The sequence below is a fragment of the Bartonella sp. TT110JLCBS genome (assembly GCF_042193405.1).
Classification (GTDB): domain Bacteria; phylum Pseudomonadota; class Alphaproteobacteria; order Rhizobiales; family Rhizobiaceae; genus Bartonella.
Genome location: NZ_JBHILT010000002.1, coordinates 73,827 through 100,020, shown reverse-complemented (window position 1 = coordinate 100,020; position 26,194 = coordinate 73,827). Strand labels below are relative to the sequence as shown.

The window sequence follows — 26,194 nt, the reverse complement described above, 5'->3', positions numbered from 1 at the left end:
GAATTAATAGGAGCAAAAGAAACAAAGTGACATGTAGTTGTTGAGACAGAATCTAAGTACTTTATGTTTCATGACCAATGTAGTGATAATAGTCTATTATTTTTTTAAGATATTTTGAAGATTATGAAAAGGCGATATGGGGACGATGTTGAATACGAAGTATGAATACACTATAATGGGTAAAAGGTGAGGTATTTACGAACATAAATGCATTAAATATGTGAAGTCGAGAAGTGATATTCGCAAGGCTGTGAAATTTTTGGGGAGTGCAGGGTGTGTTTGCAAAATTTTGCAGCAGATTTCTTGTGATATTAAAGAGTATAGTTTATTTCTTAACGGAGTGGTGGTGTATTTTCATCTCGTTTTGGAGTCCTATTGCTTAAAGAAATCGTTTTTTACAAAAACGAAATGAGTAGCATAAAGTGAAAATGTTATTTTTTAATGGGGTTATTGAATAAGAAGTTTATATTTTGGTAACACCTAAAAGGTCACAATGAAACGTAGAGATCTATTTTGATTGGTGTGAAGGTATTTTGCTTATTGGAGGAATTAGAACAGTGATACATGAGTATTGAGAAGTTTTTGTTGAACTTTTCCAGTGAAGAAAATCTTGTTAGAGACTAAAGAAGAGAGCTAAATAAAGATGTTTGAAAAGACTGTTATTGCTGCATCTGTAATGGTTCTGGTTACAGCTGGGGCCGCATATGCACAAACGCCAAATCGTTTAAATCAATTTGAAGCATGGGGGGCCTATTCTTATAAATCGCCCAAAAATACGATTTGCTATGTGTTATCGGTACCTTTGAAGGCTCTTCCAACGACGGTTAATCATGGTGATAACTTTTTCTTAATTACCAAGCGTTCTCATTCACCTGTTTTGTTTGAACCGCAGTTCATGGCTGGTTATACGCTTCAAGAAGGGTCGAGAGTGACAGTGACCATTGGAAATAAGGACTTTGATTTTTTCACGAAGGATTCCTCAGCTTGGTTGGCGTCATCAGAGCTAGAAAAGCAGCTTGTTTCTGCTATGCGTGCTGGAAACAATATGACAGTGCAAGCGATATCAAAAAGAGGAACGCATACCACCTATACTTATTCCTTAAAAGGGGTCACTGCTGCATTAAATGCAGCTCAAAAGTGCCATTAAGGTTTTGATAACTTCTAAAATAGTGATGTGAATTGGAAAGCAATGGCCATTTCTTATGACCTTAGACCAGTTGGTTCATGTTTTGCACGAAAAACAGATAATGTGGTCGTGAAGGAGAGTTCTAAGCTCTCTTTAATTGGTTTGTCGCAAGATGAAATGGCGCAAGCTTTAAAGACAGTTGGTGTACCAGAGCATCAAACGCGTATGCGTGTCCGTCAACTTTGGCATTGGCTTTATGTACGTGGCGTTTCAAATTTTGATGAGATGCTGAATATTTCTAAAGCAATGCAAGAAACACTTAAGTGCCATTTTTCCATTGCGCGCCCAGAAATTGTTGGAGAACAAATATCAAAAGACGGTACACGTAAATGGCTTTTACGTTTTCCTGCACGTGGAGCTGGAAGACCTGTTGAAATTGAAACAGTTTATATCCCTGAAGAAGGGCGTGGTACTTTATGTCTTTCATCGCAAGTAGGGTGTACTTTAACCTGCTCTTTTTGCCATACAGGAACGCAGATGCTTGTTCGTAATCTGACCGCAGAAGAGATTTTGGCACAACTACTGGTTGCACGTGATTGTTTGGGTGATTTTCCTGATAAGAATACCCCTGATGGGGCAATTGTTCCTGTTGAAGGGCGCAAAATTACCAATATTGTTATGATGGGAATGGGGGAACCTCTTTATAATTTTGAAGCTGTAAAAAAAGCTTTATTAATTGCTTCTGATGGCGATGGGCTTTCTTTATCAAAACGTCGGATTACGCTTTCGACCAGTGGAGTGGTTCCTGGAATTATCCGAACTGGGGAAGAAATTGGTGTTATGTTAGCAATTTCACTCCACGCAGTACACGATACACTAAGGGATATGCTTGTTCCCATTAATAAAAAATATCCGCTTGCTTTACTAATGGATGCTTGCCGTAATTATCCTGGTCTTTCCAATGCAAAACGAATCACATTTGAATATGTTATGCTAAAAGATATCAATGATAGTTTAGATGATGCTAAGCGATTGATTCAGTTATTGAAAGGGATTCCTGCTAAGATTAATTTAATCCCTTTTAATCCGTGGACAGGGAGTAATTATCAGTGTTCTGATTGGGAGCAAATCGAGCGTTTTGCCGATGTCGTTAATCAAGCGGGCTATGCTTCTCCTATTCGGATACCGCGTGGACGCGATATTTTAGCGGCATGTGGACAGCTTAAATCGGCTTCAGAGCGCTTACGGAAATCTGAACGTTTGCGATTTGAAGATGCCGTTGGTCATTAGTTAACGCTATTTTCAGTGATATAGTGATATAAAGCCTGTGCTTTTTTATTTGTAATTTAATATCCAAACCTCATGCGATGGGATATGTGAGATAGAGATTAAGATGGATAAGTACTAGACGAACAGTTCCAGCTTTTATATGTTAAATAGGGGGAAAGATATTCTTTACAGTCTGTTTTGTAATCTCTGAAAAGAGGAGAAAGCCTAATTTAGAGGGAACATAAAGTCTTAAGGATCGTAACTAATTATCATACTCTTTAATTCGGTTTTATGATTTTTAAAAACATCTACGATAATATTTTTTAAGAGTGGAAATTGCACATTGCCTCATGCTTTTGTTTATGACGCTCTTTAATAAGATCACGCTTCATATGCAAAACAGAGGATCTAAAATATAAATACCATTGAGTTGTCCATTGATATGTTTTTTAAGTATCTCTTAGTGCACTCCTCATATCACGATAATGCCTGAGGAATATAACATAAAAGCTTCTGTGAAAATGTATATACTGTCCCATCTTTACGTTTAACAAAGGCGTAAGTTAGTAGCACCATTCTATTTTTCAGCTCCCAATATTGTAACAGTTTTTGGCACTTAAGATGGTTCATAAGAGGTATTTTTATTCTTTTCTTAGATAGTTTTTGTCCATACGAAAATTCCAGCTTTGCTTGTGATTACTAAGGGGAAAGGTGTTGTTTAATTCAACATAAACAGTTCCAGAATGAGAGAATCTTACAATATTTGATGTTTTATTTAAATTAAAAGCGATACATTACACGTATAAATCAATGTTTTGTAACTATAAGGAGATGGAGGGCAAAGCTGGTAAAAATACCAGCGATAAGCCAGTCGAGAATACGAATATAAAGAGGTTTTTTTTTGAGAATTTTGGTAAGTTTATGCGCTGTAAAAACAATTGAAATTGTAATGGGGAAAGAAATAGGGATATAGGAGAGTCCTAAGAAGAGTAACTTTTGTGTTGCCATAGGATCATTCGCATTGATAAATTGTGGTAAGAATGTCGCGTTAAAGAGTATAACTTTAGGATTGAGAAGATTAATTCCAATACCAGCAAGATAGTTACGTTTAGAGCTTTGAGATTTAGAAGATGTTGGTTCAAAGGAAAATGTCGGATTTCTCCGTAACGTTTGAAAGGAAAACCATAAAAGGTAAAAGGCGCCAACAATTTTCAGAAGAACAAAAGTATGTGGCGTAGTAAAGATAAGTGCTGATAAGCCAAGTGCTACGGCGGTAACCTGAATAGCAAACCCTGTTGCACTTCCCAAGGCGCACATAATTCCAGCTTTTTTGCTTTGCGTAATGGTTCGTCCTACAGAAAGCATCATATCAGGTCCTGGAATAAGTGCTAAAATCAACGATGCTAAAGCAAATTGTACAACAATAGACCACTCCGGTAGAAATGACACGTAAATCTCCTCTTATTTTTAAGCAGTGTTCACTATTTATACTTTGAGGCACCTTTATTTACGCTTTTTGCGTCTTTTTAATGTTGCTTAAAAAGAATTTATTTTTATATTTCTTGCATCGTTTTGATTTTTGGGTAGAAATACAAAAAGTAGCTCATATAGAACGTTAAAATGAAAAAGTGGCAAAATATTAGAAAAGTTGTTTTGGCTTATTCAGGTGGATTGGATACGTCAATTATTCTCAAATGGTTACAAAGTGCGCTAGGTGTTGAAGTTGTAACTTTTACAGCAGATTTGGGGCAGGGGGAAGAGCTAGAACTTGCTCGTCGTAAAGCTGAAATGCTAGGTGTTAAAGAAATCTACATTGAAGATTTGCGCGAAGAATTTGTGCGTGATTTTGTGTTTCCGATGTTTCGAGCCAATACCGTTTATGAAGGGACTTATCTTTTAGGAACATCAATTGCACGTCCACTTATTTCAAAACGTCTTATTGAAATTGCTAAGGAAACAGGGGCAGATGCAATTGCTCATGGAGCAACGGGCAAAGGCAATGATCAGGTACGCTTTGAGCTTTCCGCTTATGCGCTTAATCCTGATATAAAGATTATTGCTCCATGGCGTGATTGGGATTTTAAGAGTCGGACAGATCTGTTTGAATTTGCGCGTATGCATCAAATTCCTATAGAAAAGGATAAGCAAGGCGAAGCACCTTTTTCAGTGGATGCAAATTTATTACATTCTTCATCAGAAGGAAAGATTTTAGAAGATCCGGCATTTCCTGCTCCTGAATATGTCCATATGCGTACTCTTTCGCCGGAATATGCTCCAGATCAAGCGACCATCATCACTCTTGGCTTTAAAAAAGGCGATGCTGTCTCAATCAATGGAAAAAATTTATCTCCTGCAACTTTACTTGCAGAATTGAATCATTATGGGCGGGATAATGGTATTGGTCGGTTGGATTTGGTAGAAAATCGTTTTGTAGGTATGAAATCGCGGGGTATTTATGAAACACCAGGGGGGACCATTCTTTTGACGGCTCACAGAGCTATAGAATCTTTAACGCTAGATCGGGGTGCCGCTCATTTGAAAGATGAATTGATGCCGCGTTATGCAGAACTCATTTATTATGGCTTTTGGTTTTCTCCCGAACGTAAGATGTTACAGGCAGCGATTGATTTATCTCAAGAACATGTTGAAGGTGAAGTCACGTTAAAGCTCTATAAGGGGAACGTGATTGTTGAAGGGCGCCAAAGTAAAAAATCACTTTATTCGAGTGAATTGGTAACTTTTGAGGATGATCAAGGTGTTTATGATCAAAGAGATGCAACTGGTTTTATTAAATTAAATGCCCTACGTTTACGTACATTAGCAAAGCGTCATCAAGGTGATAAAGAAAAGAAATAAAAAATACTTTGATAAGTATCATGTGGGGCAATGCTTTTGTATGAAATGCCTAGTTTAAGCATTTTTTCTGTTGGTTTTTACAGTTCTTTCGTTCAATACTAGAAGCTTATCTTTTGCGCTAATAAATATAATAAGCAAAACCCATGATAATCATAGCAATGAAGGCTTCGATAATCAAAACAAGTCAATTTTGCTTTATAATATTGAATGTTTTTGATTTTTATCAGAACAAAATATGTTTATAACGAAGGCGGTTTTTGTATTGTGACTTAAGAGTATAAAGAAATTTTCATCTTTTTGCTTGCTATTATTGACGAATAAATTCAAGAACCATACACCCTACTTTGAAAGATTATAATTTTTAGGATAAATAATGATGCGTAATCAGTGTGATGCCCTTAGCCTTACGCCTGAATTAAAGGATGCGGCTGCTCAATCGAGAACTTGGCCATTTGAAGAAGCACGTAAGATTATCAAACGGTATGAAAAGACGGGTTATCCAGACAGTGTAATATTTGAGACCGGTTATGGACCTTCTGGTTTACCGCATATTGGAACTTTTGGAGAAGTTGCACGTACGACCATGGTGCGTCATGCATTTCATATTCTCACGGAGAATAAAATAAAAACAAAATTGCTTTGTTTTTCTGATGATATGGATGGTTTGCGCAAGGTTCCTGAAAATGTACCAGATCGCAAAAAGATGGAACATTATCTTGGTCAACCTTTGAGCCGTGTACCTGATCCTTTTGGAGATGATTATCCTTCTTTTGGGGCGGCAAATAATGCACGTTTACGGGCTTTTCTTGATCGTTTTGGTTTTGATTATGAATTTGCAAGTGCTACGGATTATTACAGTTCCGGTCGTTTTGATGAAACACTTTTAAAAATCCTTGCTTGTTATGACAAGGTGATGGCAATTATTTTACCAACATTGGGTGAAGAGCGACAGGCGACCTATTCTCTCTTTTTACCGATTTCCCCTTTTTCTGGAAAAGTATTACAGGTGCCGATGATTGCGCGGAATGTTGAAAAAGGGACAGTCACTTATATTGAACCTGAAACAGGAGAAACTATAGAAACAGAGGTTACGGGGGGAAAAGTTAAGTGTCAGTGGAAGGTTGATTGGGCAATGCGCTGGACAGCGCTTGGCATTGATTATGAAATGGCAGGAAAAGATCTTATCGATTCCACAAATCTTTCTTCTAAAATTTGTAAAGTACTAGGTGGAAAGCCTCCAGAAGGATTTAATTATGAGCTCTTTTTAGATGAGAAAGGGCAGAAAATTTCCAAATCCAAGGGAAATGGCTTAACCATTGATGAATGGCTTACTTATGCCCCAACAGAGAGTTTAGGGCTTTATATGTTTTCAAAACCCAAAACAGCAAAAAGGCTTTATTTTGATGTTATTCCTAAAGCTGTGGATGAATATTATGCGCATCTTTCTGCTTATGGTCGTCAAAGTTGGCAAGAACGGCTTAGTAATCCTGTATGGCATATTCATAATGGTTGTCCACCGCAGGTTGATTTGCCTGTATCCTTTGCGATGCTTTTGAATTTGGTAAGTGCTTCAAATGCGGAGAATGCAGAAGTTCTTTGGGGTTTTATTTCTCGTTACGCTAAAGGAGCAAATGCACAAACGTATCCAGAACTTGATCAATTGGTGAAGTTTGCCATTAAGTATTTTGATGTTTTTGTTAAACCAAACAAAAAATTTCGTATACCAGATGACAGCGAACGAGCAACATTAGCACAAATTGATGAAAAATTAGCTCATTTACCTGAAACTGTTGATGGCAACATATTACAAAATATGCTTCTTGATGTTGCACGGTTAACGGAACGCTATCAAGATCATAGCAAAAAAAGCCCTGAAGGTGGGCCTGGTGTTTCCAATGTTTTTTTTCAAATGTTGTATGAAGTCCTTCTTGGACAAGAGCGAGGTCCACGATGGGGATCATTTATAGCGCTTTATGGGATTAATGAAATGCGTGCACTGATTGCTGAAACACTTGCACGACCTATGGAGGAATAATGGAACGAAGAGTGCAGGAAGTAAAGCGACGCCGTACATTTGCAATTATTGCTCACCCAGATGCTGGGAAAACAACATTGACGGAAAAGCTTTTATTGTTTGGTGGTGCTATTCAACTTGCAGGAGAAGTAAAAGCCAAAAAAGATCGTATTCAAACCCGTTCTGACTGGATGAATATTGAGCGTGATCGTGGTATTTCTGTTGTGACTTCTGTGATGACGTTTGAATATGAAAATCATATTTTTAATCTCCTAGATACCCCAGGCCATGAAGATTTTGCAGACGATACTTATCGCACGCTTACAGCTGTTGATAGTGCTATCATGGTATTGGATGGGGCCCGCGGGATTGAGCCTAGAACACTAAAACTGTTTGAAGTGTGTCGGATGCGGGATATTCCTATTGTTACTTTTATCAATAAAATGGATCGTGAGGCACGTGATCCTATAGAGCTTTTAGATGAAATTGAAGAAAAGCTTGCTCTTGATACCGCCCCCATAACATGGCCCATTGGGTCGGGTAAAGATTTTGTCGGGACCTATGACCTTCATCATAATCGGTTTCGTCAAAAAGATGATGAGATAACACAGAAAATAGTTTCAAATCCCAGAGAGGTTGTCCATTTACTCCCTGAATATCAACGTTCCACTTTTATTGAAGGGGTAGAACTTGCTCAAAGTGTTTGCAAGAATTTTGATCTTCAAGCTTTCCGTGAAGGTCATATGACACCGGTTTATTTTGGTTCAGCTTTACGAAATTTTGGTGTTCGTGATTTGATCAATGCGCTTATAGATTTTGGTCAAAGTCCTCGTGATCAAAGTGCAGATCAGCGCAATGTCATAGCAACTGAACCTAAAATGACGGGATTTGTTTTTAAAATTCAAGCGAATATGGATCCTAATCATCGTGATCGTATTGCATTTTTTCGGGTATGTTCGGGAACACTTGAACGTGGTATGAAAACAAAGTTGGTCCGAACAGGAAAACCGATGACACTTTCGGCTCCACAATTTTTCTTTGCGCGTTCGCGCCAAATTGCTGATCAAGCCTATGCTGGTGATATCGTAGGGATTCCTAATCATGGAACATTGCGTATTGGCGATACTTTGACTGAAGGAGAAGATATCCTCTTTAAGGGGGTACCCAATTTTGCACCAGAGATTTTGCGTCGTGTTTGTTTGGGCGATCCAATGAAAGCAAAAAAGCTCAAAGAAGCTTTGCAACAAATGGCTGAAGAAGGGGTTGTGCAATTGTTTATTCCTGATGATGGGTCGCCTTCTCTCATTGGTGTTATTGGTGCTTTGCAAATTGATGTTTTAAAAGAGCGATTAAAAATAGAATATTCTTTGCCAGTGAATTTTGAGTCTGCACGCTTTAATTTATGCCGTTGGATTTCAGCGCAGAGCAAAGATGAGTTGCAAAAGTTTCTCAGCAATCACCGCTCTGCTATTGCGTATGATTTAGAAGGTGATCCAGTTTTTTTAGCGGAGAACCATTTTTCATTAAATTATGAAGCAGAAAGAGCTCCTAAGATAAAATTTTCTACTTTTAAAGATTATCAAGTAAGCTTTTAATGTAAAGAAGAATTTTTTATGTAACAATTTGGTTGATAATGATTTTTCATATTGAGTTAGGGATCTGAATATTGTTATTTTTTCTGAAAACAAAAGGAGTCTGTAAAGAACACTTTCAGATTGCACTGTATAAAGAATACGGTAAATTTATTTATAATATATTTGTAATTGTAACGTCTTTTAAAGTTTTGATATATTTTTTCACAATAGCTTAAGACAAGGTCATATATTTCAGTATTTTGAATGTCAGCTAAAAATCTCCTGTATAAATAGAGCTTTTCAGTTTTTTCTTGTATGAAAATTGTATACAGTCAAAATAATACAAATAATCAATAAGCTAAAATTTGTTATTCCCAATATGAGATCATATGACGTATAAACCACGTGTCTTTTCTATATCTTCTGGAATGGCTTTTTTGCCTCACTTTGTTGAGGCACTGCTCTCCGGTACCCTTATTGATAATTTCGCTACCAATGGAGATATTCAAACTGCTCTTGCCGATAGCCTTATTTATGTTCCGACACGTCGTGCTGCTCGCGCTTTACGTTTAGCCTTTGTTGAAAGAAGCGATACACAATCAACTTTCTTACCAACCATTCGTGCTCTAGGAGATGTCGATGAAGACAGTTTCCTTTTTGTTGAAAATCATACCAGCACTCTGAATCCACCCATTGGAAAAAGTGAACGCTTACTGCTTTTAGCGCGCCTTATTCGCCCATGGCGTGAAAATTTACCTGCGCATCTGCGTGCCATGTTTGGTACAGAAGATGTGCTTATTCCGGCTCATAGTGCTGATGCAATTTGGCTTGCTCAAGATTTAGCACATTTGATGGATGAAATTGAAACAGAAGGAGCAGATTGGTCGAAGCTTAAAGATATTGCACCTGACATGGTTGCTGAATGGTGGCAAATAACGCTCGACTTTCTGACTATTGTTACGCAAAATTGGCCACAAATCTTGACCGAAAGGCAACGAAGCAATCCCGCTGAATGGCGTAATCAAGTACTCACAATGCATGCAGAGACTTTGCGATGCATGCAGCCTGATAAACCTATCATTGCTGCTGGTGTGTCAGGTTCTATGCCCGCAGTTTCTCATCTTTTAAAGGTTATAGCTTCTCTGCCCAAAGGGGCTGTTGTTCTTCCTGGTCTTGATCTTCATATGGATGAAGAACAATGGAATGCATTAAGCACAAGCAATAAAGAAAAAACAGCTTGCGATTTTTTTGATCCTGCAGAAAATGTTTTTAGCCATCCTCAATATCATTTAAAAAAACTTCTTTCTCTCATGGAGTGTCAACGTCATCATGTTTGCGAAATTGGCCAACAGAGTAGCACAAAGAAAAGACGAATGGCTCTTTTATCAGAAGCACTCCGACCAGCTTCTACAACAGATAAATGGGTACAAATTGTCCGTGATGATTATGAGACTCTTTGTGCAGACTGGTCATTTATTGAAGCTATAAACGAACGTGAAGAAGCTCTTGCTATTGCTGTTGCTTTACGCAAAGCTATTGAAGAACCCAAAAAAACTGCAGCCCTTATTACAAATGACCGTAATTTAGCACGCCGTGTTTCTGCGGAATTACAACGATTTGGAATTGAAGCAAATGATTCAGGTGGTATACCACTTGCACAAACATTGCCTGTAACGCTTTTGCGGCTTATCTTAGAAAATGTATTGCAACCTGATGATCCTATTGCTTTTCTTTCTCTTCTTAAACATCCCCTTACAACACTTCAACAAAACCGTCATCGTTTACGAGAAATGGCAGAAAATTTTGAACTTTTTGTTCTTCGAGGGAATACAGGGCGTATTAATCTTTGCGAATGTGATCAATTTCTTGAAAAATGGATTGAAACATCTTTTCATAATAGTTCTGAAAATAACACCCTTGATCAGCAGAAATGTGAAGAAGCACGTCTCTTTTGTCATCTTTTAAAAAAAGCTGTTGAGCCTTTAACGTCTCTTATGAAACAAGAGAAAGAATGCACCATCAATGAGGCTGCAATAGCAACTGTTGAGGTTTTTGAAAATTTTGGTCGCAATGAGGATAATTCTCTTGCACATCTTTATCAACATGAAGCAGGACAAGCCTTATCAAATTTTTTGCGTGAATTGGTCAGTGATCAATCGGGATTAACATTTCATCTTTGTGAATGGCCCGCTATGTTTTCTGCCATAATAGCAACCCGTTCCGTCGCACCTTCGCCTGGAGGACATCCACGTTTATTCATCTGGGGTACTTTGGAATCGCGTTTGCAAACGGTTGATACAGTGGTCATCGGCGGTCTTAATGAAGGGTCATGGCCGATATCAACCCGAAATGATGCTTTTTTATCGCGACCGATGAAAATGATGTTAACTCTGGAACCACCAGAACAGCGTATTGGTCTTTCCGCGCATGATTTTCAATGGGCGATGGGAATGGATAAAGTGGTGATGAGCCGAGCACTACGAGTTGATCATGTTCCTTCTCTCCCTTCACGCTGGCTACAACGCTTAGAAACTGTCGTAGGACAACAAGTTTGGAAACAAATCCGTGCACGAGGTGAAAAGATACGCCATTGGGCAAAGATGCTTGACAATACGGACATGTCTGCTTGTGCAACACGCCCTTGCCCTGTGCCACCCATTGCAGTGCGTCCACGTCATTTTTCCATCACCGAAATAACAACGTTACGCCATGACCCTTATGCCATTTATGCTAAAAAAATCTTAAGGCTCAAACCACTTAAAGCCCTTATTCATGACCCTGGTGCTTCTGAACGCGGAACACTTTATCACGCTATTCTTGCAGATTTTTGCACACAAATAAAAAATCTAAATGCTGCAAATGCATTAGATGTGTTGCTCGCTATTGGACGTAAAGAATTTGATAAGTTTAATTTGCCTGCTGATGTTGAAACAATCTGGTGGAATACATTTGAAAATCTTGCTCCCTTTATTCTGCAATGGGAACAAAGTCTAGAACCCCGAATACGACATTCGGAAGTGGAATCGCAAAAAATACCCATAGGTACAACAGGTGTAACTCTTTCAGGACGTGCTGATCGTATTGATATATTGCCAAACAAAACGGTTGAAATACTTGATTTTAAAACGAGTACACCCCCTTCATCAAAACAGGTTCGCGAATTATTATTTCCACAATTAGCATTGGAAACCGCTCTATTAATGAGAGGAGCTTTTACAGATTTTCAAAATCTGTCCCCCTCAAAACTATTTTATATTCCTCTTAATGGAAAAGGTAAGATTACTCCTCAATTAATTCTTTCAGAAAAAGCGGAAAAAGATCACCAAAATGTTATTAATCTTGGTGAAAGGGCGTGGGAACATCTTATCGCGTTAATGGAGTATTATCAAAATCCACAACAAGGCTATCTTTCACACGCAGTCCCTATGTTAAAACAATATGAAAGTGACTATGATCATCTGGCACGCTTATGGGAATGGTCAAATGGATTTCATAAAGGAGATCAATCATGACTCTTTTTTTTATTCCTGAAGCAGCCCTTGATGCACAAGCAACAGCAACACATCCAAAAACACATGTATGGGTTTCTGCAAATGCAGGATCTGGAAAAACCCATGTTCTAACCGAACGCGTTATTCGTTTGCTTTTAAACGGTACTTCTCCAGCACGTATTTTATGCCTTACTTACACGAGAGCCGCCGCCGCTGTTATGCAATCGCGGATTTTTCGCACACTCTCCAGCTGGAATGAACTCGATGATGCACAGCTTAAAGAAATCTTATCGAAGTTTGAAAACAAACCTATCAGTGCAACAAAAATAACCTATGCGCGCCAACTCTTTGCTCGTGCTTTAGAAACACCTGGTGGTTTGAAAATACAGACTATTCACGCATTTTGCGAATCTCTCTTGCATCAATTTATGCTAGAAGCCAATATTGCTGGACATTTCGAACTCATAGATGATATCAACCGCAAGAAATTACTACAAGAAGCCCGCTGCCAACTTTTAAAGCATCATGATATACAACCCGCTCTAAAACAGCTGCTTAAGGTTATCAGTGAACATACTTTTAACCAATTGCTGTATGAAGCAGCTGAAAAGCAACATAAACTGTCTGATTTTTTGTCTTCTCTTCTGTCTGAAAATGGAGAAGAAAAATTGCGGGCGCTGTTTAATTTAGCACCTGATGATACAAATCAGCAATTACTAGAAAAAATTCAACAGACTGCTCGTCTTCCTCTTTATGCTCTTAACCATTGTGAAACCCATGGGAATAAAAACACTAAGAGTATCATTGAAAAACTTCCCCAATTAGAAACCGCTTGTGATGAAGAAACTATCATTGATATTGTTTCAAATATTTATTTTACAACAGAAGGTAAACCTCGTAATTTTGCACTTATATCGTCTAAAAAATCAGATGAAATTTGGCCTTTTATTCAACAATTGATTAAAGATAAACAAAGCAAGCTTTCTGTTCTTTTAGAAAAATATCACTGTGCAAAAGTTGCCACCCTCAATATGGCTGCTTTTCAGCTTTGTGCCCTTTATCTCAAAATTTATGCAAATTTAAAAAAAGCCAATGGTTTTTTAAACTTTGATGATCTCATTGAGCGCACACTCCATTTGTTGCAACGTGAAGGCGCAAGCCAATGGGTGCACTATAAACTTGATAAGGGTCTTGATCATATTTTGCTTGATGAAGCACAAGATACGAACCCTGATCAATGGAAAATTATTCAACTTTTAGCGCAAGAATTTTTTACAGGTCATAGTCAACGTGACAATATACGTACTCTTTTCGCTGTTGGAGATGAAAAACAGTCTATTTATTCCTTTCAGGGCGCTGCACCAGAAAATTTTGCTGCAAATGGCAAAATTATTCAAAAAAAAGCACAACAAGCAAAGCAGAAATTTGAAAAAATACAATTGAATTACTCTTTTCGCTCCACAGCCGATGTTCTTAAAAGTGTGGATCTTGTCTTTGAAACACCAGAGAATTATAAAGGGCTTTCAGCAGAAAATACAAAAACCATACACGAAGCTATCCGTACTCACAGTCCAGGTGAAGTTATTTTATGGGATGCCATTTCTAAAGAAAAAGACGAATTTCCTGATGATTGGCATGTAACTGTTGATCATTTAGATATACCAGCAGTACGTTTGGCAGAAAAAGTTGCTGAAACGATTGCAGGCTGGTTACACAAAGGAGAAATGCTTCCAGCAAAAGGGCGGTTATTGCGTGCTAGTGATATTATGGTTTTGGTTCGTAAGCGTGATCAATTTGCCCTAGCGCTTTCTCGTGCCCTTAAACAACGCAATATACCCGTCGCTGGTGCAGACCGTTTACAGCTTATAAAACATATGAGTGTGCGTGATTTAATGGCACTCGGACGTTTTGTTTTGCAACCACAAGACGATTTGTCTCTTGCTTGTGTTTTAAAAAGTCCACTCTTTGCGCTTAGCGAAGAGGAGCTTTATCAACTTGCCGCTCACCGTACAGGCTCCCTTTGGAAAAGCCTTTGTGAACAGGCATCGTCGCATATTCCTTTTAAAGATACTTTTGAAAGCTTGAGTCAATATCGTACTTTAGTGGATAAAATACCAGTCTTCGAATTCTATAGTCATATCTTAAATGATGATAAGGGACGACAAAAAATTTTAGCGCGCTTAGGCTCGGAAGCCAATGATGTGCTTGATGCTTTTATGGACTACACACTCGCGATTCAAAAAACGGGGTTACCAGGATTACAAGCTTTTTTGGAAACATTAAGTGTCAGTGAACCAGAAATTAAACGTGAGTTTGACCAAAATCATGAAGAAATTCGCATCATGACTGTTCACGCCGCAAAAGGACTGGAGGCTGCTGTTGTATTTTTAGTTGATCCCGGTAGTGCGATTTGGCATCCCCAGCATTCACCTCACTTGCTTGAAGTTCCCTTGAACAATGCATATTTGAGTGACCAACAAGCTTTTATCTGGCGCCCTAATGCAGAATTCGATACAATGCCTTCTAAACAAGCAATTTTGCGTTTAAAAGAGCGTGCTGAAGAGGAGTATAGGCGCCTTCTTTATGTAGGAATGACACGCGCTGAAGATCGCTTGTTTGTTTGCGGGTATACAAATCAGAAAACGCCATCTCATACATGGTTACAACTGGTAAAGAGAGCTCTCGAACCGCATGCGGTAGCTATAAAAGGTCCTGCGGAAGATATTGCAGCTTGGCGTTATTGCATTACACCGCCTTCTTCTACTTCTATAAACCAAAAAATTTCTTCCGTTGAATGCCAAACACTTCCACCTCTACCAGACTTTTTCTCCCATAAAGTCCCAGCAGAACCGGTGCTCCCAAAACCGTTAAAACCGTCAGTGGCGAGCCTTTCCATTGAAGCTGATACAGAGCTATTCTCAAATCCAAAACAGTTTACCACTTCACCTGTTTTAGGAGCCATGAACACAAACAGAGCTTTTTCCATTGAATATGGTAATCTCGTTCATCGATTGTTACAATATTTACCCGATTGTCCCCCACAAAAACGTCGAGATTATGCTCGAAACTATCTCAATATCAAAGCCTCTCATTGGCATGAGAGCCAAAGAGAAGATGCTCTTTGCCATATTTGGAAAATATTAGATCATGTTTATCTCAAACCCCTTTTTTCTGAGCATTCACGTGCTGAGGTTTCCTTAATGGGTATTGTAAAAATTCGTGGAAAAGAACAAGCAATCTCTGGTCAAATTGACCGTCTCTACATCACGCAAAACAGCATTATCTTTGCCGATTTTAAAACCGGAACTCCACCAGAAAATGAAGCTGCTATTGCTTCCCATCATTGGTTGCAAATGGCTCTTTACCGAAAATTGTTGCAAGCCATTCATCCCGATAAAGATGTCCAAGCTCTGCTTATCTACAGTAAAGAAGCTAAAATTTTTAAACTTCTTCCAGAAAAACTTGAGGCATTTCTTGGTGAAATTGCTTTATAAGTTGCTTTTTCTCTTCAAAGCGTCTTTAGGCTTTTTTACTTTCATAAAATTACTCAAACAAACACCCTATACAATCTTTGGTGTAGAAAAGTCTCTTAATAATTTATCTTTGCAATAACTTGATATGAATTGTTATCATACCAATGTATAGAAATGAATATAAAGGATAACTCAATGACATGTATAAAAGTTGATAAGGACAACTTCGAAAGTGAAGTTCTAACTTCTTCCACCCCTGTTGTGGTTGATTTTTGGGCAGAATGGTGTGGTCCTTGCAAAATGATTGCACCGATTTTGGATGAAATTTCAATAGAAATGCAAAATCAAGTTAAAATTGCCAAAGTGAATATTGATGAAAATCCGGAACTTGCTACCCAATATGGAGTGCGCTCTATCCCTACATTATTAATGTTTAAAAATGGAAATGTTTCATCGAATATGATTGGCGCTGCTCCTAAAGGACGTCTTTCTGAGTGGATAAAAAATGGTCTTAGTTGATGCCATACACAGTAACGATAAAGGAGAGAAGTTTTGTCTCTCCTTTGATTTTTTTAAACATTCTATAATAGCAATTCAATTAAATCAAAAATTTAAATGATTTTAAGAATCCACACTGTTATGCATGATTCAATTGATCATTTTTTATAAAAAATTGCTTTGTATGAAGAATATAGGCAATTCTTTCCTTATATGCGCGTCAAAAATATTGGGTGAATGATAATTTCATAAAGGTCTTTCTTCTTGGATAAGGCTATCAAGATAGGGGGCCAACACATAAAAAAGCAAATACCACTCTAGCAATAAGAAAATTTTAAGCACAAACTTTGCAAATTACTTTTCTGAAGCTCACAATTTTTAAGCAGAAAGAAACAAGCAATTCACTACAGGTTATAGAATGTTCTTCTAAAGGGTTACCACTTCAATTTAAAATTTTCTTATACTATTCTCTAGAATCAAAAAACTTTTTTCGAAGCCTTAAACAAAAATATGAAAGGCAAAAAACATTCTCTAAAATAAATTGATGAATTCCTATAAATTAACGGATGTCCTTTGCAATTTATGTCATTGTTATATGAAAGAGTCAGAGTTTCATCTTCATGGTTGCAGCATTTATAAGGGACTTCTTTATGTTGTTCATTATCTCAAATTTCATAGGTATATCCTGAGATATTACCAACTAAAAAATGATGATGCTCATGATTATATCTATGTTTTTTTAAATGTATGGATTGCAAAAGACTGTTGCAAACGTTCAATGGAATGCTGTGCTGATCTAACTGTTACATGGCGCCCATGAATTTCATATTGTAAGGTAAGTGCAAAAGTGGAAAGCTCTAAAAGAGCTGCACTTCTTTCTGGCCATTCGACAAGTAAAATGTTTTTCTCGTGTGCTTCATAAAGCCCTAATTCATCAATTTCTTCTTCCATAGAAAGGCGATAAAGATCAGCATGAATAATTTCAAACTGTGGAAGTTGATAGCTTTGCATAAGAGTAAAAGTAGGGCTTGGAACATCCATAGTGTTATCGTTTGCAAGTGTTTGGATGATTGTGCGTGCAATGGTTGATTTTCCAGTTCCAAGATCTCCTTGCAGCGTTACAAGATCTCCCGGCTTTAAAGAAAGAGCTAAATTTTGTGCAAAAAGCTTTGTGGCCTCTTCATTTTCAAGAAAAAAACTAAAATTCATTAAGAGTTCCATGAGATGGATGAAAAATTTTTATTATAATAAAGGCTAAAATTAAAAAATCTTATCTCCTTTGGGAAGTGGGAAAAAACATTTAACGGTTGTTCCTTTTCCAGAACCGGTCAGAATTTCAACATGTCCACCGTGCAGTTCAACGAAACTTTTCACAAGGGAAAGGCCAAGACCTGCTCCCGCACGCCCACCATGGTGTGAATGAGAAGAAAAACGTTTAAAAATACGATCAAGAATGTCTTCAGGAATGTCAGAGCCCTCATTGTGAACGCTAAAGACAATGTTATCATCTTCTTCATCGACGCAAAATTCAATAGTACTCGCTTCTGTTGCGAAATTAATAGCATTACTCAGGACATTCACAAAAATTTGATGCAAGCGTTTTTCATCAGCAGAAATAGAGTTTAAGGAAGGGGAAATTTGTTGTAAAAGTGTAATATGACGTCCATTAAGGCGATCTTCCACACGTGCTACTGCTTGTATCATAGCATCGGCAATATTAACCGATTTTATGTCCAACTCCATAATTCCTGCATCAAGGGTGGCAAGATCAAGAATATCGTTAACAATATTTAAAAGAGTTCCTGATTCTGAATGAATGTGCCCGAGATATTCTTGTTGACGTTCATTGATAGAACCGAAAATTTGATCACGTAAAATATCAGAAAATCCAATAATATTGGTGAGAGGTGTACGCAATTCATAGGAAACGTGTTGGACAAATTCATTACGCAAACGATCAGCACTTTCTAATGCTTCGTTTTTTTCTTGAAGAGCACGTGCAACATGAACAGTGTCTGTAACATTCACAAAAGTAAGCATCGTTTGCCCATCGGGAAGAGGGACCAGAGTATAGTCAATAATCGTATCATTTTTGAGATCTATACGACCCGAATATGTTTCACGTTTTTCAGCAAAACCGGTAATGAATTTTGTAAACTCATCCCATTCTTGCCCCGATGTTAAGGTTGAACAATGGCTTTGGAACTGTGTAATATGGGTTCCTTCTACCAGTAAATTGTAAGGAAGCGACCACAATTTCGACAAGGCAGGATTCGATAAACGAAGGCGTCCATCAGTACCAAAAACAACCACGCCTTCGGAAAGTTTATCAAGTGTTTCACCTTGTATTTTTATGAGTGTGTTATAACGGCGTTCAAGATCAATTTTTTCAGTAAGGTTTTCGTAAAGCCAAGTGACGCCTCCTTGTGGATGAGGGTTAGAGACAACACGCACCGTACGCCCATCTGGAAGATTCCAAATTTGTTGGTTTGATTCTGTTTGCCGATAGGCTTTAAAGAGTTCTTCTTTCCACGCGCGCCAATCGGGGTGTTCAGCAATGAGCCCCTTTTCACGCAAATGTTCAAGAAACAAAGTATGGCTTGGTTCACTTTCTAAAAAGGAACTCTCCAACGGCCATAAAATTTTAAAAGCATGATTGCAAAATTTTAATTTTTGGTTTGTATCAAAAATGGCTACAGCTGTTGAGATTTGGTCAAGTGTTTCACAATGGCTTTTAAGAATATATTTTAATTCATGAGCAAGATTTTCATATGCGCTGTCATCACGTGCAAAAGCTGCCATCCCCTCGGCCGTTGTAATCCGTGTGAGATGAAAACGGTGCCGTTCTCCATTAATAACTGTATGAACATGTTCTTGAAAAATTGTTTCTGTTTTACCTGTTTTGCATTGTGTGTTTTCATTGAAGAGATCCCCCACTTCATCATTGTCTTCACGAAAATCTGTCATCTCTCTAAAGGCGCGATTGATAAAACAAACTTTTCCTTCACAATCTTTTATCCATACGGGTTCTTGAATAAGATCAAGAAGATTGCGCTGCATTCTCAGTTCAGTAAGAAGGCGGGCGATATCTTTCTGTAAACGAGCGTTTTCACTTTGTTGTTTTGAAATATCTTGAAAACGAGCAATGGCGACCGTTCCTGCAATAACCCCTGTAACTTGTAGCAGCACATTATTTGTGGTGGTGATAGAAAGTTCAAAAGGGTGACATTGACAACGGAGTTGAGTCAATGCATAGTCAAGTTCTCGCAGAGAATTTTCTTCAACCCAAAGCTCAAAGCGCTGAAAATCTTGCTGATCAATTCCTATTTTTTGCAATGCGGAAAGGGTACCAACTACACGGGGTAAGGTCGTTGGATTTTCCCAAATGAGAAGGAATTGTTCGGTTTCTTCCAAAAGCCATTCATAATATTTAAGTTTTTCAGAAAAATCTGCTTGAATTATCTTCAGAGGTTTCTGTGCTGCTTTTTTTGCACGCACGGTAACAGCCATACACGAGAGAAGTGAAGCACAAGAAATCCCCCCACATAGCGCTAAAAGCAGCCATGGACCATTGGGCAGAGTGAAAGAAAATGGTAAATAACTTTCCAATGACTGAGCAACAGCGCATGTTGGAGAAAAAAAGAAAAAAAGGCAAAATATATACGTATAGATTCGGATCTCTTTTTGAGCTTTTTCTTTGGGGTTATAGTCACCAAAGCTGAACACGGCATCTTTCCCTTTTTTTATCCAAGGAAATGTATTAGTAACGGTAATGGTTTGGTTTATAAGGTCCTTGTGGTGAGACTCCAATATAAGCGGCTTGTTCTTCTGATAAAACACTTAATTTTATTCCTAACCGATCAAGATGTAGACGTGCAACCTTTTCATCAAGATGTTTAGGCAAAACAGTGACTTCATTTGTATAGTGTTCTGAACGGGTAAAAAGTTCAATTTGCGCTAAAACTTGATTAGTAAACGAGGCTGACATGACAAAAGAAGGATGCCCAGTCGCATTCCCGAGGTTTAACAAACGTCCTTCAGAAAGCAAAATGATGCGTTTTCCATCGGGAAAAGTGATCATATCAACTTGTGGTTTAATATTTGTCCATGGCAAATTTCTAAGGGCAGCGACTTGGATTTCGTTATCAAAATGACCAATATTTCCAAGAATACACATATCCTTTACTTGTCGCATATGGTCTAAACGAACAACATCTTTATTGCCTGTTGTGGTGATGATAATATCAGCACTGGAAGCATCATCATCCAAATTAACAACTTCATAGCCATCCATCGCTGCTTGAAGAGCACAGATAGGGTCAATTTCTGTTACTTTAACACGAGCTCCAGCACCAGAAAGGGATGCTGCTGAACCTTTTCCTACATCACCATAACCACAGACAATGGCAGTTTTACCAGCGATCATCACGTCTGTTCCACGTCGAATACCATCGACCAATGATTCTTTACATCCATATTTATTATCAAACTTTGATTTAGTGACGCTGTCATTGACATTAATAGCAGGAAAAGGGAGAAGCCCTTCTTTTTGTAATTGATAAAGACGGTTTACACCTGTTGTAGTTTCTTCACTTACACCTTTGATTGCTGTGCATTGTCGTGTAAAAAATCCTGGTGTTGCATCCATACGTTTTTGTATTTGTTTGAAAAAAATTTCTTCTTCTTCTGTTTTTGGATGCGAGAGGATATCTTTATTTTGTTCTGCACGACTTCCCATTAAAATATAGTTTGTGGCATCAGCGCCATCATCTAAAATAAGATTGGAAGGATGACCATCTGGCCATTGGAAGATTGCATCTATATAAGTCCAATATTCTTCCAATGTTTCACCCTTAACTGCGAATACAGGAATACCAGTTGCGGCGATAGCTGCTGCTGCATGGTCTTGTGTAGAAAAAATATTGCTAGAGCTCCATCGTATATCGGCGCCAATCGCTTTTAATGTTTCAATTAAAACGGCTGTTTGAATTGTCATGTGCAATGAGCCAGAAATACGCGCTCCACGCAAAGGCTGACTAGAGGAAAACTCCTTGCGACAAGCCATCAAACCAGGCATTTCAGTTTCAGCAATGTCAAGTTCTTTACGACCATAAGCGGCAAGAGCAATATCTTTGACAACAAAATCTTGAGCTGCCATTCTTTATTCCTTTAAAATAAGTTTTTCCAAGACGGTAGGAGAAATTAAAAAAAAATGCAAGACAAGAAGAGGACTTCTTTATGTGAAAAAGCTCTTTTAAAATCTCCATAAATTTGTGCAACAAATATGCATTTATGGATCTGAGTAATGATGTTACTGACAGAATAAGAGATCTTCATGATAAGTCTTATTATATAAACAAAATTCTATCCTTTTCACGTAACTTTAAAGCTTTTAAAAATCTCCAGAGGGAATACCTTTTAAATAATAAAAATGGTGCATGTGCTTCACAGTTTTTATATCGATTTTTTATGGGATAATATCGAAAGTATATACTCGTATTCTACTCACTTATGCGGTTGTTAAAAAAGGAAGAGTTACTTTGAATTGCATTATTAAGCTTTTTAGCAAAATAATATAATGCAAAGCCATAGATTATCATATTTATGAATAGGCAATTCAGAATCGGTTCTTTAGGATTCCAATGTTGCAGCTGCTCTTGGATAAAGACAGTTTATAAGAAGTACTTTTCTCCTGTTTTCAACGATTTTATCAAAATCCTATAGATATACGATTAAACATTTTTTGTGATACTGAACAGAGCATTAAAAATGTATAAACATCACTCTATTGAACACTCTGATTTTAAAACCGCTAACAACGCGCTATGAATTATAAATCAAATAATTAACTCAGTTTTGGAAGGATTTGTTCTAAACGAGTAGGTTTTGGGAAAATTGACCATGTGGACGAAATCGCCAGAGATAACTTGGCAAGAATGCAGACATTGCTCTGGGAGTAATTCCCACCCCTTCTAAAGTACATCCATTTTTAATAGCTTCTTGAGAAACTATGTTATCTATTTGCAAAAAGCGTATCTGATTGGCTGTTACAAGTGTTGGTACAAAAGGCAGTTTACCAATTGTTCCTAAAATTCCTCCAATCAATAGACCGGCAGAAAGAGGCATGGATAGGAGTGTTTTTTTACGATGAATGATTTTGAGTATATTTTCAAGAGCATTTTGGAAGGTGATAATTTGGGGACCACCAAGATCATAATTTTTTCCCCAAGTAACCTGTCCATTTAAAGCGCGTGCGATAAACTCAGCAACGTCACCAACATACACGGGTTGCAATTTACTTTGTCCACCTCCAAAAAGAGGCATAATTGGTAAAAAACGCGACAAATCAGCTAAGGTGTTAAAGAAACAATCCTCTGGTCCAAAGATAACGGATGGACGGATAATAATTGCCTGAGGATGCTTGTTATGAATGATTTGCTCACCCATAAACTTAACACGTGCATAAAAACATGAAGCATTCTCGTTAGCCACAAGTGTTGACATATAGATGAGCGGAATACCAGTTTCTGCTGTTAATTCAGCAACATTGTAAACACCATCAATTTGTGTGTTTTTAAAATTCGATTGATTTGCTTGTTTTAAGCTACCAGGCAAAAACACTGCTGCATCAGCTCCAAGCAATGCGCGTGCAACAGAAGCACGATGCTTGATATCTGTTTTAAGCATTTGGGTTTGTCCTACTTCTCCTATTTGAAGCATGTAATAAGCTTTTTGTGGACAACGAACAGCGATGCGAACGCGATATCCCTGCTTAGTCAAAGTTTCAACGACATGCCGTCCTACAAAACCAGATCCGCCAAAAACAGTAATGAGTTTAGGATGTTGATAAAGTGCACAATCAAGTCGCATGATCAAAAAGTCTATCTTTCAAAGTTTTAAAAATGGCTAATTTTTAGCATGGTGGTGTTTTATTGTCACGCAAAATATCGCCCGCAAGATAAAGAGAACCACCAATAAGAACAATCGCTTCTTTATATTCCTTCTTCATCTTATGCAAAGCATCTTGTAGGTGCGCTTTTGGGGCAGCAAGGATTCCTACTTTTTGGGCTGATTCAGCTAAGTTTGTTGGAGAGATACTGGCATTATTGTCACGCAGCGGTATCGTATATACTTTATCGACAAGGTTAGCTAAAGGACGAAAATAACCTACAGCATCTTTGGTATTAAGCATGCCAGCAATCATAATAATGGGACGGTCTGTTTTTTTTCTCCATTGTGTAAGTTCTGCTGCAATAACTTTTCCTGCAGCAGGATTATGACCTCCATCCAACCATAAATCAATATTAGGAGACAGTTGATCAACTAAATGTCCATGAGTAAGATGTTGCATTCGTGCGGGCCAATAAATATTTTTCAAAGCATCCTTTATGGTTTGTTCTGAAAGTTGAAAACCCGCTTGATAGACTGCTTCAAGAGATGCACCAGCATTGGCAATTTGGTGGTCTCCAATAAGGTTAGGAAGGGGGAGATCCATGAGACCTTGATTGTTTTGAAAAACCATACGTCCATGTTCTTTATAGCTTTGATAATCTTGATCACATAGAGAATAAGATGCTTTATTTTTATCGGCAAGGGGTATTAAAGTAGCAAGAGTTTCTTGATAGTTTTGCTTCCCGATAACCACAGGAACGTTTGGTTTGATAATCCCTCCTTTTTGAAAAGCGATTTGAGCAATTGTATTTCCAAGAAAGATCTCATGATCATAATCAATGGGCATAATAAGCGATACAGCTGGTTTGTTAACGACATTGGTAGCATCAAAACGTCCTCCCAATCCAACTTCTAGAATGACTACATCAGCTGGATGTACACTAAACAGCATAAAGGCAGCGGCTGTAAAAATTTCAAAAATAGTAATTGGTTCTTGATGATTTACTTTTATAATTTCACGGATTGTTTCAGCCAATTGGCTCTCTGTAACAAATTGACCACTTCCTTTTTGACCTAATCGGCAACGTTCATTCCAGTTGACGAGATGAGGTGAGCTATAGACATGAACGCGGTAGCCTGCACTTTCCAAAAGAGCACGGCAAATTGCTGAGGCAGATCCTTTGCCATTTGTTCCAGCGATGTGAATAACAGGTGCAAGTTTTAAATGTGGATTACCAAGACGCTCTAAAAGGTGAACAATACGCTCTAAAGAAAGATCAAATTTTTTCGGATAATTTTTCAGTAAACCATCTACCACCTTTTGTACTTGGTTTTGTTGCATGAATTTAAGCTGCTTTTGTTGTAGAAAGCGATGTTTGAGAGTCTGTTGGGGATGGATCGGAAGGATGAAAAACAGCAGGGCGTTTCATCATCAAGCGTAAAAGACGTGCAATGGTTGTTTTCATTTCTAAACGCGATACAACCATATCAATCATACCATGTTCAAGCAGATATTCACTACTTTGAAAACCTTCTGGTAGAGTTTCGCGTATAGTTTGTTGAATCACACGTGGACCAGCAAAACCAATCATAGCGCCAGGTTCGGCAATGTGAATATCACCAAGCATGGCGTAAGAAGCAGTAACACCACCGGTGGTTGGATTGGTCAGCACGACAATATAGGGAAGTTTTGCTTCTTTCAACATTTCAATCGCTACTGTTGTACGGGGCATTTGCATCAATGACAGTGTTCCTTCTTGCATGCGTGCACCACCAGAAGCAGCAAAAAGAACCAGCGGACGTCTTTCAGCAATAGCAGTATCGAAAGCTTTGATAATAGCTTCTCCTGAAGCCATACCGAGTGATCCACCCATAAAGGCGAAATCTTGAACGGTTACAATAATTGGAAAACCCTCAATCGTGCCGCGTGCACTTAAAATATTGTCATCAACACCAAGTTTAGAACGATAATCTTTTAACCGGTCAATATAGCGTTTTTCGTCACGAAATTTTAAAGGGTCTGTTACAACTTTTGGATTTTCAAGAGTTGTATAAACACCATCATCAAAAAAATGCATGAGACGATTTTTAGCACTGATACGCATATGATAGCCAGAATTGGGAGCCACAAATTGATTGGCTTCCAGATCTTTATGGAAGATCATTTCACCACTGGTAGGATCTTTAATCCATAGATTTTCTGGAATTTCACGGCGTCCCAATATAGAGTTAATTTTAGGACGAACATAATTCGTAATCCAGTTCATCTTTATAGCCTTCCTTTAAATATTATACATCTTTTGCATGATTTGAAAAAATATAGAACTTAAGCAGTCACATTTGCTTTGCCGGTTGAACAAAGAAGTCTATTTAATACTTTTATTAGTGTGCGTATAGCTTGTTTTTTAATTTTTTAATTTCCCCATATCATAACAATCATATGTATCATAAAGAGTATTCCCTATAACAAATTTCTCATAAGTTTTAAGAACTTACATGTTTTTATTTTTTACTTTGGTATTAAAATTTACTCCTTGCGATGGTTAACAAACGCCTTATTTTTTAATAAAAATGAATATCCAATTAATCATTCGTATCAACAGTTTTGAAAAAAAAGAAACCTTATAATATAAGGCGCTAACAAGGCTAAAATAATCCATAAAGATAATGGATATGATAACGCTATATTAGCGAAACGCTAACATCAGAGCAAGATTTTTTTCAAAAGGTCTCTTTAAAGCGCGCGCTTTTTACAATTAAAATTGAATACGCTCAAAATACTATTATATTACTATGTGCTTGTTTTACACAGATATCTTTCAATAATTCCCAAAACACTCTTATGACGGTGCTCATAAAGAGTATATACTCTCCATGAATGGTATAAAATACATTATGCTCTCCATTTTTACTGAAATATAAGGTACAAACCGATCACCCTACTCTTTGCCAGTTTCCAATGTGACAATAATTCTTGCATTTAAGAGGGGTCATGAAAAGTA

At 37.8% G+C, this 26,194-nt stretch carries 15 protein-coding genes; 8 read left to right on the top strand and 7 right to left on the bottom strand.

Going from position 1 to position 26,194, the window contains the following annotated elements; all coding sequences use genetic code 11:
* The first annotated feature begins 643 nt into the window (after window positions 1-643).
* Both ACFILW_RS01475 and rlmN read left to right on the top strand, forming a co-directional pair.
* Complete coding sequence (locus tag ACFILW_RS01475) at window positions 644-1,147, top strand: invasion associated locus B family protein (protein ID WP_375622040.1); 504 nt, start codon at window positions 644-646, stop codon at window positions 1,145-1,147.
* A gap of 42 nt (window positions 1,148-1,189) precedes the next feature.
* Window positions 1,190-2,416 (top strand): 23S rRNA (adenine(2503)-C(2))-methyltransferase RlmN, encoded by a 1,227-nt coding sequence (rlmN, locus tag ACFILW_RS01470; RefSeq protein WP_375684961.1) that lies wholly within the window; start codon window positions 1,190-1,192, stop codon window positions 2,414-2,416.
* 786 nt (window positions 2,417-3,202) lie between these two features.
* On the opposite strand, the gene ACFILW_RS01465 is transcribed toward rlmN, so the two are convergent.
* Complete coding sequence (locus tag ACFILW_RS01465; RefSeq protein WP_375622038.1) at window positions 3,203-3,844, bottom strand: LysE family translocator; 642 nt, start codon at window positions 3,842-3,844, stop codon at window positions 3,203-3,205.
* Window positions 3,845-4,015: 171 nt separating this feature from the next.
* On the opposite strand from ACFILW_RS01465, the gene ACFILW_RS01460 reads away from it, so the two are divergent.
* The 6 genes from ACFILW_RS01460 to trxA all read left to right on the top strand — a co-directional run bounded on the left by ACFILW_RS01460 (window position 4,016) and on the right by trxA (window position 16,322).
* Window positions 4,016-5,251, top strand: a complete 1,236-nt coding sequence (locus ACFILW_RS01460; protein WP_375684960.1) for an argininosuccinate synthase — start codon at window positions 4,016-4,018, stop codon at window positions 5,249-5,251.
* Between the two features lie 373 nt (window positions 5,252-5,624).
* Entirely contained in the window at window positions 5,625-7,286 is a 1,662-nt protein-coding gene (locus tag ACFILW_RS01455) for a lysine--tRNA ligase (RefSeq protein ID WP_375645641.1), read from the top strand.
* Window positions 7,286-8,860: a peptide chain release factor 3 gene (locus ACFILW_RS01450; protein WP_375622035.1), complete on the top strand. Its 1,575-nt coding sequence runs from the start codon at window positions 7,286-7,288 to the stop codon at window positions 8,858-8,860. The genes ACFILW_RS01455 and ACFILW_RS01450 overlap by 1 nt, the downstream gene beginning before the upstream one ends.
* A 368-nt stretch (window positions 8,861-9,228) precedes the next feature.
* Window positions 9,229-12,351, top strand: a complete 3,123-nt coding sequence (addB, locus tag ACFILW_RS01445) for a double-strand break repair protein AddB (protein WP_375684959.1) — start codon at window positions 9,229-9,231, stop codon at window positions 12,349-12,351.
* Window positions 12,348-15,824 (top strand): double-strand break repair helicase AddA, encoded by a 3,477-nt coding sequence (gene addA, locus ACFILW_RS01440; RefSeq protein WP_375684958.1) that lies wholly within the window; start codon window positions 12,348-12,350, stop codon window positions 15,822-15,824. The genes addB and addA overlap by 4 nt, the downstream gene beginning before the upstream one ends.
* 174 nt (window positions 15,825-15,998) lie before the next feature.
* On the top strand, window positions 15,999-16,322 hold the full coding sequence (gene trxA / locus ACFILW_RS01435; protein ID WP_375645645.1) for a thioredoxin: 324 nt from the start codon (window positions 15,999-16,001) through the stop codon (window positions 16,320-16,322).
* A 708-nt stretch (window positions 16,323-17,030) separates the two neighbouring features.
* Here the strand turns inward: trxA and tsaE are convergent.
* The 6 genes from tsaE to accD all read right to left on the bottom strand — a co-directional run bounded on the left by tsaE (window position 17,031) and on the right by accD (window position 25,459).
* On the bottom strand, window positions 17,031-17,510 hold the full coding sequence (gene tsaE / locus ACFILW_RS01430; protein WP_375645647.1) for a tRNA (adenosine(37)-N6)-threonylcarbamoyltransferase complex ATPase subunit type 1 TsaE: 480 nt from the start codon (window positions 17,508-17,510) through the stop codon (window positions 17,031-17,033).
* Window positions 17,511-17,561: 51 nt separating this feature from the next.
* Window positions 17,562-20,027 carry a PAS-domain containing protein gene (locus ACFILW_RS01425; protein WP_375645648.1) on the bottom strand — a complete coding sequence of 822 codons (2,466 nt, stop codon included), beginning with the start codon at window positions 20,025-20,027 and terminating at the stop codon, window positions 17,562-17,564.
* A gap of 34 nt (window positions 20,028-20,061) precedes the next feature.
* Entirely contained in the window at window positions 20,062-21,459 is a 1,398-nt protein-coding gene (gene ahcY / locus ACFILW_RS01420; RefSeq protein WP_375645649.1) for an adenosylhomocysteinase, read from the bottom strand.
* 713 nt (window positions 21,460-22,172) lie between these two features.
* Window positions 22,173-23,171 carry a complex I NDUFA9 subunit family protein gene (locus tag ACFILW_RS01415; RefSeq protein ID WP_375685007.1) on the bottom strand — a complete coding sequence of 333 codons (999 nt, stop codon included), beginning with the start codon at window positions 23,169-23,171 and terminating at the stop codon, window positions 22,173-22,175.
* Between the two features lie 43 nt (window positions 23,172-23,214).
* The gene (locus tag ACFILW_RS01410) at window positions 23,215-24,534 is read right to left on the bottom strand and encodes a bifunctional folylpolyglutamate synthase/dihydrofolate synthase (protein WP_375684957.1); all 1,320 of its coding nucleotides are present in this window, start codon (window positions 24,532-24,534) and stop codon (window positions 23,215-23,217) included.
* A gap of 4 nt (window positions 24,535-24,538) precedes the next feature.
* Window positions 24,539-25,459, bottom strand: a complete 921-nt coding sequence (gene accD / locus ACFILW_RS01405) for an acetyl-CoA carboxylase, carboxyltransferase subunit beta (protein WP_375684956.1) — start codon at window positions 25,457-25,459, stop codon at window positions 24,539-24,541.
* Window positions 25,460-26,194 lie beyond the last annotated feature (735 nt).